The organism is Arthrobacter sp. 8AJ (assembly GCF_902506025.1).
GTDB lineage: Bacteria > Actinomycetota > Actinomycetes > Actinomycetales > Micrococcaceae > Arthrobacter.
The window spans coordinates 418,093-432,390 of sequence record NZ_LR733289.1; the positions used below are offsets into that span (position 1 = coordinate 418,093).

The following is a 14,298-nucleotide window of genomic DNA, read 5'->3' on the forward strand; positions in this document are numbered from 1 at the left end:
ATCAACCTGTTATGCCGGAACCGACCCATTCCAAGGTCCCATCGGCGAAGAACTGTTGCTTCCAAATGGGCACCTCTTTCTTGATGCGGTCAACCAGGTCCGAGCACACAGCGAATGCCTGTCCCCGGTGTCCCGCGGCTACAGCACAAACGAGAGCCGCGTCCCCAATTCCGAGTGCTCCCACCCGGTGCGATGCCCAGATCCGCACGGGAACGACTTCCTCCGCCTCATCAGCGGACGAGTACTTGGCAGCGACCGCTTCCAGAACATTTTTCAACGCCTGGTGTGCGGTGGGGTGAGCAGTGTAGGTCAGTCGGTCGACTGCCTTACCGCCGTCGTGATTGCGTACCACTCCACAAAAACTGACTACTGCTCCGGACGTGCTCGAATCCACAGCCGCTGTGGCCACCTCGACGGAGATGGGCTGATCGCTGAGCTCGCAATTGACTACGGCAAAGGCTTGCCTCGTTGTCTGCGCTGCGGTGGCAGCTTCTCCTGCGTCCGTATGTTGGTCGGTGCTCATTCCTGTCCTCTCATTCAACGGTAGTCGCCTGTCAAGCCCACTCGTGTCTCCAGTCACGCCTATTCCTCCGAGGTTTTCAGAGACCAGTCCCCACTCTTGCCGCCAGTCTTGGCAAGTACCCGGATATCCGTAAGAACAGCGTGCTTGTCAACGGCTTTGATCATGTCGTAAACGTTCAGGGCGGCGACGCTTACTGCAGTCAAAGCTTCCATCTCTACTCCTGTCACACCCCTAGTCTTAACGGTTGCAACGAGCCGCACGCTGTCAGGTCCCAGTACGAAGTCGACCGTCGCCCTGGAAACAGGTAAGGGGTGGCACAGCACAATCAATTCGGACGTTTTCTTGGTCGCCAGGATGCCTGCGATCCGGGCGACGGCCATGGCATCGCCCTTGGGCAATCCCTCCGATGAGAGCAGCAGCAGGACTTCGCGAGTCGTACGAACTGTTGCCGTAGCTGTTGCCTCCCGGTTGGACTCAACTTTTTGTGAAACATCAACCATGTGGGCAGTGCCGTCCGTGCGCAGGTGGGTGAGGCCCGCGGACCAACCTTCAAGCGTCAAACCGCCCATACCTCCACCTCTGATCCCTCCGCCAGTTCCGAAATTCCCTCTGGGATGTGCACCAAGACATTTGATCGAGCAAGTGCTCCGAGCAAGTGGGAACCTTCGCCGCCTTCCAGTCGAACAGTGCCGTTCGCTAAGAGGACACCCCGCCGGACCTGGTGCTTTTTCGGGGGCGACGTTAAGGGATGCGAAAGGGGTGCGCGGAACGAGAGCCGGGGAGCCGGCGCAGCAAACATTTCGCCCAGGAGCGGACGCAGGAACATCTCAAACGAGACAAAGCAGCTCACCGGGTTTCCAGGGAATGCGAGGATCGGAGTGCCCTCGAAGGTGCCGACTCCCTGGGGACCGCCGGGCTGAATGGCAACGTGGGAAAATTCGACGTCATGATCGGTCATGGTCTGCCTAACAGGCTCGTAGGCGCCCGCGCTCACGCCGCCACTGGTAACAATCAGGTCGACGTGCGCGGCATGGATTTTCAAGAGTTTCGATAGGGCGCCCGGCTCATCCTTGACTATGCCTGCCCTGACGACGTTGAGCCCTGCCTGAAGCATAGAGGACTCCAGGAGCGTGTTATTTGCATCGTAAATCTTGCCCGGTTCGGGCTTCTCACCGGGCTCAAGGACCTCGTCCCCGGTGGTGGCCAGCAGGACAGTCAGCTTTTGAGTAACAACAACTTCAGTGACACCCAATGCGGCGAGCAGACCAAGCTGGCGCGGACCGAGCACGGTTCCGGCGGGCAGTGCGCATTCGCCTTTAGCTATATCACTCCCTGCGCCGCGGACAAACGTACCGGCAGCTGTCTCAGGAAGCCACACTGTCGTATCCAACCCAGGGGGAGGGAAGTGGTTTGGCGCTGCCCGTTCAATGGGGACGACAGAATCAGCTCCATCGGGTAGCAGGGCCCCCGTCATGATGGGAGCAGCTGTCCCTCCAGCCAGAGGTGCCGGTACTGTGCCTGCCGGGACGGGTGATACCACACGCAATTTCCCTTGGCCGTCAGTGATGTCGCGGGATTTAACCGCATAGCCATCCATTTGGGAGTTGGTGAAGGGTGGCAAATTTGCCGGTGCCTTAACGGTTTCGGCCAGGCCACGGCCCAACGCTTGCATTAAGGGGATTCGCTCTACCTGGGGTGGGGTCAACAGCGGAAAGAGCACGTCCCGGATTGCCTGCAGGTGTGTCGATACACTTCGATGTTCATGTTCCGGCAGAGACCTTCCGAGGATCCGGGGGCCGGGACGCTTGCCCCCCAGTCCGGTCAGCTGCTCTTCTTGCCTTTGCATGTCCTGCCTCCGGGAGATCTTTTTCGGTCTGGTGAATCCTGCTCGGCCACGCCAACCTGCTTATTCTTTCCAACGAAGCTTTTGGCGGAAGCATCTCTCTGGTTCTCGTGTGCGCCCCAGGTTCGATCGTGTTGCGCAAACTGGTCCTCCTGGGTGCAAAGTGATTCCAACAGGAAAGCGACGCTTCAGCTATAACTACTTGCCACAACTGGCTTCCGCAATTGTCAGTTCCAGCACAAAGGCCCCTGCCCTGCTTCGCGTAGCCTGAAGACATGAGTATCCAGCTAGGCATGCCGCAACCCCGGGAGGATGCCGGGCTGTCCGTATCCGCGTCAAGGCCTGCCGGCATAGGCGCCGCGCTGGTGGACCGGTATGGGCGCCGCGCCACTGACCTGAGGTTATCGTTGACGGATAAATGCAACCTCCGCTGCACCTATTGCATGCCTGCCGAGGGGCTCCAATGGCTATCCAAGCAGGCGGTCATGTCAGCCTCGGAAATTATACGGATCGTCCGGATCGGTGTGGAGAACCTGGGTATCCGCGAACTGCGGCTGACCGGAGGCGAACCCCTGGTCCGCCACGATCTACTGGGGATCATCGCCGAGTTGCGGCGAAACCACCCTCAGCTGCCGATTTCAATGACCACGAACGGTGTGGGGCTCGCCAAAAAAGCGGCCCCGCTCAAGGCTGCCGGGCTGACCCGGATTAACGTCTCGTTGGATTCGCTGCATGAGGAGACCTTCAACCAGCTGACGCGTCGGCCCTTCCTGGACCAAGTCCTGGCCGGGGTGGATGCCGCGTGGTCCGCCGGACTGGGGCCGGTCAAGCTCAATGCCGTATTGATGCGGGGCATCAACGATGCCGAAGCTCCTTCGTTGCTCGCGTGGGCGCTTGACCGTGGTTACGAACTAAGGTTTATTGAGCAGATGCCGCTGGACGCTGATCACGGGTGGACCCGGCGCAACATGATCACAGCAGCCGAAATCCGTACGCTGCTGTCCACTGACTTTGTCCTCACCCCGGATCCTCGGGCACGTGAGGGCGCGCCGGCGGAACGTTTCGAAGTACGGCGTCGGGCAGTTGGGTCGGAGGTGACTGACACTTCGTCGGCAGGGGGCCAGAACGTGCGTCCGGCGCTTGGGACAGTGGGGATTATCGCTTCAGTCACTGAACCCTTCTGCTCGGATTGCCGACGGACACGGATCACGGCCGAAGGTAAGATCATGGGCTGCCTGTTCTCCCGCGAGGAATTCGACCTGCTGGGTCTTCTGCGATCAGGCGCCTCAGACGAGGCTCTCGCACGGCGGTGGCAGGATGCAATGTGGCTCAAGCCAAAAGCTCATGGCATGGATCATGTAGGACTAGACGCCCCGGACTTCGTCCAGCCGGACCGCAGCATGAGCGCCATTGGAGGATAGCTCTTTATGAACGTACGCTATTTTGCTGCCGCACGTGCTGCTGCCGGATTTGAGGAAGAAATGTTCGACCTTGCAGACGGCACGACTGTGGCAGGGCTCCTGAAGGCCATACGGTCCGTAAAACGTCCGGAACCTCCCGCAGGGACTCCCCCTCTGACCAATATTTTGGCAAGAAGCAGCCTCCTGTTGAATGAAGTTGCAGTGCGTGATCACTCAACGGTTGTAGGTCCGAACGATGTGGTTGACGTGCTTCCCCCGTTTGCCGGCGGATGAGCCGCTTCAGCTTTTTGTGCATCCGGTCTGCAACCCAGTGTTGCCAATCTTGAAGGTCTTAGCGCGCTTCACGGGCTTCTCGACAGCGTGCGACACGTACAACGTCGTCGTAGCGGCGATCGTTCTTCAGCTAGTTGTACTGGCCTGGTGTATTTGTGTTTGATGCCGGGACCAAGAGCTTCGTTGAAAACCCGTGAGCGGTAGCAGGAACCGTTGTCGGTCAGCACCCTGCGGGGTGAGACCCCGTAGCCCTGAAAGTAGGCGCTGCCCCCTTGCCAGAATCGGGCAGCGTTGTTGTCCTGCCGCTCGTCTAAGAGGATCTCTGAATACGCGAGCCGTGAGTAGTCATCAATGGCGGTGTGAATGTGGCTAGCCGGGTTTAGGGCGGCCTTAGCAGTGTCCGCGGTTGGACCAGCCCTTGGCCCGGCCCACGGCCCTGTTGCCTCCTCCGTCGGGGACCCGGCCGAGCTTCTTGACGTCGACGTGAACGAGAGCTCCAGGGCTGTTTGTTCGTAGCGGCGAATGACTCGTCCTGTCGCCCGATCCAGACAGGACAGCCTCGCCAGACGATAACGGGACAGGACCTTGTGGACCGTGGACGGGTGCAACCCGAGCAAACAAGCGATGCGGGCCGGCCCCCAGGGCCGGTTCACCCGTAGGGCAATGATCCGCCGCTCGACCCGCTGTTGTGTCCGCTGCGGGGATGATGCAGGACGGCTCGAGCGGTCATCCATACCCTTGGCGCCGAGCTCGCGCGCCTGGGGACCAAGCTCAAGATAACGTTTGGCCCAACGGGCGGCGGTCGGCACAGAAACCTGCAAACGTTCGGCAGCGCGCCGCAACGGCCAGCCATCATCGACGATACATTTCGCCAACTCAAGCCGCCCCAAGGACGCGAGGAAAGCGTTAGGGTGGGACACGAAGACCTCCGATTGTGGAACTTGACTCTAGACAAGCCCCGCTCCACTCGGAGGTTTTCTTCATATCGCCATGCCATGCCGACTGTCACCAACGTCCGTGGGTAACACAGCTGATATGTAATTCTTGTGTCAAGAGCGTGGGGATGCAGTCCCAAGGTTTTGGGCCGTGGGACTGCATCCTTTGTTTTGCCGGGGTGATCGTTGGTGTGGGTTAGCGTGTCGTTGGCGACGGCGCGGTCAGACTGATATGCGCGGGTTGGTTACCGCAGGACGATGTGTTCGGCTGGAGGCTACCGCTGGTCTAGGAAGATCGGGCATACCCTGTTGGGGGCGCCCATAGCTGTATCGCGGGTTTACTCCACGCGCTGCGATTACCCCACCATCGCTGGCGTCCCGGCTGTTCCGTTCCGTGAAGGGACGGAAGTCAGGTAGTTGTTTGGGTGGTCTCCAGGCTTCCGGTAGCGAGGGACCAACACCAGCCGGAGAGCTCGCGGGCGATGGCGACGTTTGCGATGACGGGCCGCTTGCGGCGTTCGAGGTAAATCATCCAGCGTTCGTGCAGGCGCCGGTTCCCTGCATGGCCACGTGCTCGGGCCTGGGAACTGGCTTCTTCCCACCGTGAGCGCATGAGCCGGGACGAGACGTTGTATGGTCTACGGTGGTGCCAGGCTGCTTCGACGAGTAGCCGGCGGGCATGTCCGTTTCCGGTTTTCGTGATGGATCCCTGGGACCGGGACGCCCCCGATGAACGCTCGGTCGGGACCAGGCCCAGATATGCGCCGATCGTTGAACCGGTAAACCGGTCCCAGTCACCGATCTCCACGGCAAGACCAAAAGCCGTCAGCGTAGATATCCCGCGCAGGCACTGCAGCGACCGGACAATGGGCGTGTATTCGCTTGCATAGGCCATGGAGGCGATCGCCTGATCGAGGCGGTCACGGCGGTCCGAGATCTCATGCATCGCTTCCAGCGAGGACGCATAGGTCAGTTGTCGGGCCGGAGAATCGAATCGCTGGCGTGCGAGCCAGAGTTCGTGGGTTCCGGTCCAGGCCTGCCCGCCGGAATACACGATGCCCTGTCGCAACAAGAGCTTGGAAATGCGGTGCCGGGAACGCATCAGGTCCCCGCGGACATCTTCACGGAAACGCACCAGATCCCGGGCCGCTTCCTGATCCACCGAAGGAACCTGGACCGCCGTGATCTCACCGAGTTTGAGCAACCGGGCCAGATGCAGAGCATCCCTCGCATCGGTCTTTACCCGGTCACCGGACGGGCGCTGAAGCTTCGACGGGGCTGCAATCACCGTATCGATGCCGGCAGAAAGCAGGAACCTGGCCAAGCCAAAACCTGTTGGACCTGCCTCGTAAACGACCTTTGCCGGCGGAGGCAGCGAGATGATCCAGGCAAGAATCTCATCCCGGTCCGGCGTCAAACGGCGCCGGAAAACTTCCCCGGTCCGACCGTCCAACGCACAGGCCACAACACTACGGGCATGGACATCCAGGCCAACGCTTGTACGCTCGAACATAGCTGGAACCTCCAAATTTCAAATGTGGCTCTACCTGTTCGCCAAGTGTGGCAGGCAACCCACGACTTGCTTTGAAAAGGAGGTTCCAGCCCCCTGGACCACATTTCCCGGGCCCTTCTGACAGAGGGCCATCAGCGCCGGAACAAGATCCGGAGCGTCCACCCCCCCACCCGTCATTAGGGACAGAGGATCCAAGCTGGACGCTCCGGAAACGGTCCGGCGAAAATGGACCTCCAGAAGGGTCCAGAAGCTCCACAGCTGCTTCGCCTAAGCCGGCAACCTCCTGCTCATATCGTCTAGTGGATGCGTACCAACCGTGATGAAGAGTCGGGATCTGAACATTGGTAGTTGCTCCCGTGGATTCTGGTGACTTTCGAATGGATGGCGAACACCTGAAGTTCGTTAGGTGCCGCCGCAGGAGTACCAGTAGCCATACCTTCGCATTTGGTGCAGGGGTAGACAGTTACGGCCCCCTGGACGGCGAACGCATGCGAAGAAGCACACGTGGGCTTGCGTTTCTGGCTCATGCGCGATAGCCAGCGCACATAACAGGCTGCCTGCAAAAATCAGGGGACGCAGGGGCGTGCCCACCCGGTCGTTTAAAGGAACAGTCCGTGACGTCTAAACGGACCCTTTGTCCTGCGTACCCTTTTCCCTGCCCAGGACCGGAATGGTGGGCGCGTTGTTCCTTGTGCACACTTCGACAAAAGGTCGGATGTAGTTGTCCTTCAATGCCATGCAAAAAGTCACGGCGGGTAGGGGAAGATGAAGGTCATTCGAGGGAGTGAAGGATGAAACTACCTAATATCAGATACGCATCACCAGCATCAATTGAAGATGCCTGCGATCTACTGTCAGCTGACGAGGACTCCAAGATCATTGCTGGAGGCCAGAGTCTGCTGCCTGTCATGGCCATGCGCCTAGCCCAACCGTCCGTCATTGTAGACCTGGGATACGTTCCTGGCCTGACTGACCTGGAGGAAGTCGGAGACTACATCCGCTTCGGACCTATGGTCACCCATGCAACGATCGTCAGTTCCCCTGCCGTTGCCAAGAACCTGCCAATGATGGTGGCAGCTGGCCACCACATAGCCCATCCCCAGATTAGGAATCGAGGGACCTTGGGCGGAGCCTTGGCCCATGGCGATGCAGCGGGCGAATGGCCGCTCGTATTGCTTGCCCTCAATGGAATGGTGGAGGTTCAAAGTGTAAGAGGACGGCGCACCATTGATGCCGATGACTTGTTCGTCGGTCCGTACATGACGAGCATTGCCGCTGACGAGATCATCACTGACGTTTGGCTACCTTCACGTCCCGACGGATGGGGCTATGGGGAGTTTGCTAGACGATCTGGAGACTATGGGCTCGCCAATGTCGCAGTCGTAATGTCGATTGAGGGTTCACAAATTTCAAATGCGCGGGTGGCCGTTGGAGCCGCTGTTGGCAAAATCCAACGAGTGCCCGAGGCGGAAGACGTCCTCAACGGATCAGAGCTGTCACCGGAAAGGGCAGAAGTAGCCGCAAAAGCTGGAGCGAAATCGCTCTCGTATATCTCAGACATCCACGGCTCGGCCGAATATCGCCAAGGCCTGGTGCAGGAGCTGATTCGGCGCACCATAGTTGAAGCAGGAGCACGTACGTGACATCATCATCCCCATCAGAACGCGTCGAAATAGACGTGGAAGTAAACGGACGTCGGCGCACTGTTGCAGTAGACGCGCGCGATACTTTGGCCGACCACCTGAGGAATGACCAAAAGCTCACCGGCATCAAGCTCGGATGTGAGCATGGGGTTTGCGGTGCGTGCACGATCCTCATGGATGGGGCTGCCGTGCGGTCCTGCCTGACCCTTGCCGCCCAGGGAAACGGACGCAGCATACGGACCGTCGAGGACCTGTCGGATGGCGCTGCCCTTAGCCCACTTCAGGAAGCATTTAAAAAGCACCATGCCCTCCAGTGCGGTTTTTGCACGGCAGGGTTCCTCATATCAGCTACAGAGTTGCTAGACGCAAACCCTAGTCCGACAAAAGACGAAGTTGTCGAGGCCCTCTCCGGTAACTTATGCCGATGCACGGGCTACCAGACGATTGTTGAGGCTGTCCTGGATGCAGCGGGTCAGATTGGAAACTAAAATGGACAACCCACATTATTACTCTCCTCCTATAACAAGAAACGTTATAGGCAAGCGGGTCCCACGAACTGAGGACGCAAGACTTCTTACCGGGCGGGGAAAGTACCTGAACGACATCAACGTTGAGGGCCAGTTGCATGCTTGTTTCGTGCGCAGCCCTGCTGCTCATGCTCAAATCACGGGCATTGATACGTCGGTCGCCTCAGAGATGCCTGGCGTTCACCTTGTCTGGACGGCTTCTGACATCGAAAAGTACTGCGCCGGCATCGAGGCACAATATACGGCTGAGGGATGCGAAGCGATGACCATGCCGCTCTTGGCTAAGGACGTCGTACGTTACGTGGGTGAACCGGTTGTATTGATAGTCGCAGACTCGCGAGCGGTAGCAGAAGATGCGTGTGATCTCGTAGGTCTCGAGCTCGAGCCCCTCGAAGTCGTGCTTGACCCCCGCAAATCCATCCAAGGGGGCCCAGTAGCAAACGGCGAACGCCCTGACAATGTGGGCATTCGCGGGAGAGCAACCTTTGGGGACGTGGATGAGGCGTTCGCCAATGCCGAGCATGTCGTTTCCGCCCTGTACCACCCTGGTCGGGTGGCAGCCGCCCCTATGGAGACGAGGGGTTGTCTAGCGGACTACGAATGGACTGAGGACCGGCTTAGGCTATGGGCGTCAACGCAGATGCCCCATTACGTGAAGATGTGCCTGAGCCTCTTTCTTGGTTTCGATGAGTCACGAAGCGAGGTCATTTCTCCTGATACCGGCGGCGGTTTTGGGCAGAAAGCGCACGTATTCCCTGAAGAAATGCTCATGCCGCTCGCTTCGAAGCACCTGAAGACGCCAGTAAAATGGGTAGAGGATCGGCGCGAAAATCTTTTGGCCGGTTCACACGCCCACGAGCAGTTCGTCACAATCCAATATGCCGCCAACGCTGAGGGACGAATAACTGGGGTTCGGACCCATTCTTTAGTTGACGGAGGCGCCTACCATATGCCCCCGCAGACTATGGCTGTGGAATGCTGGGCTACCGCGGCCGTCACGCCCACCGGTATATACGATATCCCAGCGGCGGAGTACGTTTACGAGGGGGCCGTCACCAACAAGTGCCCCATGGGCGCTTTCCGCGGGGTTGGATACACGGCGGGAACCCTCGCCCGGGAATCCCTTATGGATGATCTGGCGCGACAGATGAAGGTGTCTCCTTTTGAAATCCGGAGACAGAATGTTGTTAAAGAATTTCCGTGGACAAATCCCCAGGGGGTCGTGTACGAGGAGGGGTCATTTCTTGAGGTAATCAACACCTTGGAAGAAATGGTCGACTACCCGGCCTTTCTCAAACGACAGGAAGAAGCCCGCAAAAACGGCAAATACCTGGGGTTGGGAATCAGCGTCTTCGTCGAAAGTAGTGGCGAGAGCACGGGCATGATGCAGGCCCATGGCGCAACCGATGTGTTCCATGACACAGCAACCGTCAAAATGGATTCGACCGGCTCGGTGACAATAACCTCGGGTTTGAATTCACAGGGGCAGGGCCACCAAACGACCCTAGCCCAGGTAGCCGCGGATGTCTTAGGCATCCCCTTCGAATCGATCAGCGTCGATGCGGGAACTTCCACCAAGGGCGCCTATGGCAGCGGCACCATTGGAAGCCGCGCAGCCGTCATCGCCGGCGGATGTGTTAATCGTGCAGCCCATGCCATTCGCGAAAAACTGGTTGCCGTTGCTGCCAATATGCTCGAGTCTTCTGAGGAAGACATCGTTTTGGAAGAAGGCTTCGCATCCATCGTAGGGGCTCCGGAATCGCGAGTGAGCGTCGCCGACGTGGCCATGGCAGTCTACTGGGACTCATCCAAGTGGCCCGCCGGTTTTGAACCCGGATTGGAGTTCACTAAGGCATGGGACACATCCCGGCCCATGTTTTCGAACGGCGGTCATGCCCTTATCGTTGAACTGGATCCCATCACCGGGTTTGTAACAGTCGAAAAGGTCTATTCCGTCGAGGACTGCGGCGTTATCATCAATCCCACAATTGTAGAGGGCCAAATTCGCGGTGGGGTCATACAAGGAATTGGCATGGGCCTTTTCGAGCAGCTTGTCTACGATAATTCAGGAAACTTGTCTACAACGTCTTTCCTGGATTACCAGACGCCAACGATGGATGTTTCTCCCCCATTTGAAATCAGGCACATTGAAACCCCGTCGGTGATGACAGCGTCAGGCGTGAAGGGGATGGGAGAGTCTGGTCTGATCTCGGCACCGGCTGCCGTACTCAACGCCGTGAATGATGCACTCTCTCCCTTTGGTTCCGTTCTCTATGAACTTCCAGCAACCCCCGAGAAAATTATCCGCGCCACCAAGGGAATTGTCGACCTGGAAGGCCCGGAGGATTGGTCAGACCTGTGGGATCGGGCAGGGGTGCCCGCGCTCGATCGAGGCCCAATGGATACGGAGTAGGGACAGCATGCGTGCGTCCCTGATTGCAGACCCAAATTCCAAAGTCCAGGACATGTGAAAGAAGGCAAAATTTGTATGACGCAATTGTGGTTGGCGGCGGTTTTAGCGGTCTGAAAGCAGCACGCGACCTTACCAATGCAGGCAAAAAAGTACTTCTCCTTGAAGGGGGCGACCGCCTTGGAGGGCGAGCGTATTCCCGGGAGTCCCGGAATGTACCCAACCTGCAGGTCGAGATAGGTGGAGCGTACCTACACCGAAAGCATCACCCGCGGCTGGCAGCCGAATTGGACCGGTACGGAATTGCCACGGCGGCTGCTACCGAGTTCACCTCGTTTAGGCATCGTTTGGGCCCGACCGCACTGAATCAGGCATTTCCTATTCCCGGTTCGGAAGCAGTTGCAGTGGAAGCAGCCACCTACACTTTGCTGCGGGATGCGCACAGAATTGACCTGGAAAAGGGGTTGGAGAACCAGGACCTTGAGGACCTGGACATCCCACTCATCGAGTACGTCGACGGGCTCGACCTGCCCCCTGTTTCCAGGCAGTTTTTGCTCGCCTGGGCGTGGAACATGCTGGGCCAGCCTGCTGACCAGTCATCCGCGTTGTGGGCGTTGCAACTTGTTGCAGCACATCACTACAGCATCCTCGGCGTGCTTTTCTCGCTGGATGAAGTATTTGCCAATGGTTCAGCTGACCTGGTCGACGCCATGAGCCACGACATTCCTGAAATCAGGATGCAGAGCGTCGTTACCGGCATAGATCAGTCAGGCGATGCAGTGCATGTGACCCTCAAAAGCGGGGACGCCTTCCAAGCACGTTCCGTGGTAATTGCTACCCCAATGAACACTTGGCGGAGGATTCTTTTCACCCCGGCCCTACCTGAAAACCGGCGGTCAGTAATTGAGGAAGGGCACGGTGGCCGCGGACTTAAAATTCTGATTCACGTGCGGGGAGCGGAAGCGGGAATCGAATGCGTCGGAGACGGAATTTTTCCCACGCTTTACGACTATTGCGAGGTGTCGGAAAGCGAACGACTGTTGGTGGCGTTCACCGACTCGGGATCCTTCGATCCTACCGATCTCAGTGCTGTCAAGGACGCTGTGCACTACTATCTACCGGAGGTTGAAGTCCTCGGCATCGATTATCACGACTGGATCAAAGACCCACTTTTCGAAGGGCCCTGGGTCTCACCCCGAGTACGACAGTTCAGTCGAGTACACAAGGAACTTGGTGAACCGGCAGGCCGTGTTTATTTTGTAGGATCCGATGTGTCGTTGGGGTTCCCGGGATATATTGAGGGCGCGCTGGAAACCGCTGACTCGGCGGTCAACGCGATTCTGCGTTCGTAGAACGAGGGCTTCCTGATGCTCTCCCCGGAGCTTATGGTTCGCTCGCAGCCGGCGCAGTCATCCGGCCAAAAACGCTGACAAGAATGCAGTTGCACGGTCCCATGAACGCCATCGGCCATCAGGAATGATGGCCGATGGCGTTCTGTCGGGATCAAAAATTAGGTTTAGGTGTTTGGGTGTAGCGTGATCCTCTAACCCAACGGTGCCCCCGATCCCGCCTCATGATCCTCCTGCTCCAGGGAGGGTCACTGCTATCCGTTTGGTAGCCAAGTTTCCTGCTCAGGGCCTTGCCGCGCCCCCGCAGGAACTGGACCACTGCCTCCGCCCGTGAGAGTTGCTGCTTCGCCTGGTCGTCCTCGGACCTCGCCGGTTCACAAATTCGATGCCTCACATCCCTTTCCTATACACAGGCAGTTTGTGCTCACCCCGTTCACTTCGAGGAGATGAATTTGATGTCTATCGGTGCTATCGCCGGTCTGATTTCCGCTGGGGTCTTTGCACTCCTTGTTCTACTGCTTGCAGTGCCGATCATGAAACTCGGCCAGGTACTAGACGAGGTACGAATTGCGATTAGGTCGTTGAGCGACGGTGCGATTCCGATAATGGATGGGGCCACAGCTATTGTGGCCACCGCCAATCAACAACTTAGGAAAGTGGACGGCATTGCGTCGAATGTCTCTGATGTTAGTGCCAACTTCTCCGCCTTGACCTCCCTGATCACGGCCAGTGTCGGGGCACCCCTGATCAGAATGGCGGCTTTCAGCCATGGTGTCAGAACCGCTTTAGCGAAACACCCTAGGCCGGCTACAGGCCGACGAAGCCGCTAAAGTTCGGAGGCCAGTATGAACCGATTTATCTGGCTGGGAACCGGCATGCTTATTGCAGTCATTGCCCTTCGGCAAGTGAATGCAACAAAGACCGGACCCGGCCCGTGCAGGGCCTTATAGACGGTCTCAGGCGCGACGTGCAATTCCGGCTGTCCAGGAAGACACTACACAGCCGGTTGCCGATCTGGCGGGGGCTTCATCGCTGTTCGAGGTGCTCCCAGACGAAGGCCCACAGCTCCTGGATCGGACGACGGCGGGACTTTGCTTGCGATCTTCCCGGTTCGCTGACGACTCCTTCTGCGCTCGGCACTGCGCAGGGCTGTCTGCGGACGGTAGTTGCCAGAGGGTTCGTGAAGGTTGCGGCTGATCTCCGTGCTCACGGTAGCGGACTGCACCCGAGCTGCCGGGCAATGGCACGGATGCTACGCCGGGCATGCAGTAGGTCCGCAATCGTAATCCGTTCCGGCTCGGAGAGATGACGGCGGAGATCCCTGCAGGCCGCTGCTGTGAAATCGGTGCGTACGTCTTGATGTCTCCGGACTTTTAGACGACCGTTTGGCCGTGCCGCCACCGAGTGCCGGGACTACGGCTGGTTCCCACGATGCGGCAGGCTTCAGGATTGCCCATTTCCTGTTTTATCAGCTGATCATAGTGAGCCCGGGCAGCCATCTTCGGTGGAGCGCATCGACCCCTCGGCGGTCCTTTCATCTGGCCCAATTGCAACTCATAATCGCTCAGGTGTTGCAACCACCGCTAGACGGCAAGCCCACGCAACATGGCTCAGTTTTCGAGCATCGCTGACACCAGGGTTCGTTTTGGATTCGGATGCAGGCTTGGATACGCCATCAGCAGCACTAAGGAACGTTACGGTAGCGCTTAACACAGGGGAGGGGACAAGTTCCTCGAGTTGCAGGAGACGGCCTGTAAGCGGCCATGAAAAACTGCCCATAGGCGGCCACGAAATTGCCCACTGACGGCCAGTAGAACTGCCCACTGGTGGCCATGAGATCTGCCCACTTCCTCAACTGTTC

Annotated in this window: 12 protein-coding genes and 1 pseudogene; 7 read left to right on the forward strand and 6 right to left on the reverse strand. The window is 58.4% G+C overall.

Annotated elements, in window-relative coordinates; genetic code table 11:
* Position 1: 1 nt before the first annotated feature.
* From BACI349Y_RS01940 to BACI349Y_RS01950, 3 genes are read right to left on the reverse strand one after another with little or no spacing between them, the layout of a single operon-like run.
* Positions 2 to 523: a molybdenum cofactor biosynthesis protein MoaE gene (locus BACI349Y_RS01940; protein ID WP_159629971.1), complete on the reverse strand. Its 522-nt coding sequence runs from the start codon at positions 521 to 523 to the stop codon at positions 2 to 4.
* A gap of 59 nt (positions 524 to 582) precedes the next feature.
* Entirely contained in the window at positions 583 to 1,092 is a 510-nt protein-coding gene (gene moaC, locus BACI349Y_RS01945; protein ID WP_159629973.1) for a cyclic pyranopterin monophosphate synthase MoaC, read from the reverse strand.
* A complete protein-coding gene (locus BACI349Y_RS01950) occupies positions 1,080 to 2,369 on the reverse strand; it encodes a molybdopterin molybdotransferase MoeA (RefSeq protein WP_159629975.1) in 1,290 nt (429 codons plus the stop codon). Before BACI349Y_RS01950 ends, moaC begins: the two co-directional genes overlap by 13 nt.
* A gap of 272 nt (positions 2,370 to 2,641) precedes the next feature.
* Between BACI349Y_RS01950 and moaA the strand changes: the two genes are divergently transcribed.
* Positions 2,642 to 3,787, forward strand: coding sequence for a GTP 3',8-cyclase MoaA (gene moaA, locus BACI349Y_RS01955; RefSeq protein ID WP_201302373.1), 1,146 nt, complete (start codon positions 2,642 to 2,644; stop codon positions 3,785 to 3,787).
* A 6-nt stretch (positions 3,788 to 3,793) separates the two neighbouring features.
* Positions 3,794 to 4,060, forward strand: a complete 267-nt coding sequence (locus tag BACI349Y_RS01960; protein WP_159629977.1) for a MoaD/ThiS family protein — start codon at positions 3,794 to 3,796, stop codon at positions 4,058 to 4,060.
* Positions 4,061 to 4,200: 140 nt separating this feature from the next.
* On the opposite strand, the pseudogene BACI349Y_RS01965 reads toward BACI349Y_RS01960, so the two are convergent.
* Together BACI349Y_RS01965 and BACI349Y_RS01970 are read right to left on the reverse strand one after the other, a co-directional pair.
* Positions 4,201 to 4,980 (reverse strand): annotated as a pseudogene (locus BACI349Y_RS01965) (helix-turn-helix domain-containing protein); the annotation flags it as partial.
* 424 nt (positions 4,981 to 5,404) lie between these two features.
* Complete coding sequence (locus BACI349Y_RS01970; RefSeq protein WP_159629981.1) at positions 5,405 to 6,508, reverse strand: IS110 family transposase; 1,104 nt, start codon at positions 6,506 to 6,508, stop codon at positions 5,405 to 5,407.
* A gap of 791 nt (positions 6,509 to 7,299) precedes the next feature.
* Here BACI349Y_RS01970 and ndhA point away from each other — a divergent pair.
* The 5 genes from ndhA (at position 7,300) to BACI349Y_RS01995 (ending at position 13,267) form a co-directional block, all read left to right on the forward strand.
* Positions 7,300 to 8,151, forward strand: coding sequence for a 2,6-dihydroxypyridine 3-hydroxylase subunit NdhA (gene ndhA, locus BACI349Y_RS01975; protein ID WP_159629983.1), 852 nt, complete (start codon positions 7,300 to 7,302; stop codon positions 8,149 to 8,151).
* A complete protein-coding gene (gene ndhB / locus BACI349Y_RS01980; RefSeq protein ID WP_328699835.1) occupies positions 8,148 to 8,639 on the forward strand; it encodes a 2,6-dihydroxypyridine 3-hydroxylase subunit NdhB in 492 nt (163 codons plus the stop codon). Before ndhA ends, ndhB begins: the two co-directional genes overlap by 4 nt.
* Before the next feature lies 1 nt (position 8,640).
* Positions 8,641 to 11,091 carry a 2,6-dihydroxypyridine 3-hydroxylase subunit NdhC gene (gene ndhC, locus BACI349Y_RS01985; protein ID WP_159629985.1) on the forward strand — a complete coding sequence of 817 codons (2,451 nt, stop codon included), beginning with the start codon at positions 8,641 to 8,643 and terminating at the stop codon, positions 11,089 to 11,091.
* 71 nt (positions 11,092 to 11,162) lie between these two features.
* Positions 11,163 to 12,440: a (S)-6-hydroxynicotine oxidase gene (locus tag BACI349Y_RS01990; RefSeq protein WP_159629987.1), complete on the forward strand. Its 1,278-nt coding sequence runs from the start codon at positions 11,163 to 11,165 to the stop codon at positions 12,438 to 12,440.
* A gap of 452 nt (positions 12,441 to 12,892) precedes the next feature.
* A complete protein-coding gene (locus tag BACI349Y_RS01995) occupies positions 12,893 to 13,267 on the forward strand; it encodes a DUF948 domain-containing protein (RefSeq protein ID WP_159629989.1) in 375 nt (124 codons plus the stop codon).
* A gap of 376 nt (positions 13,268 to 13,643) precedes the next feature.
* Here the strand turns inward: BACI349Y_RS01995 and BACI349Y_RS20485 are convergent, their stop codons facing one another.
* On the reverse strand, positions 13,644 to 13,838 hold the full coding sequence (locus BACI349Y_RS20485) for a helix-turn-helix domain-containing protein (protein WP_159629991.1): 195 nt from the start codon (positions 13,836 to 13,838) through the stop codon (positions 13,644 to 13,646).
* Positions 13,839 to 14,298 lie beyond the last annotated feature (460 nt).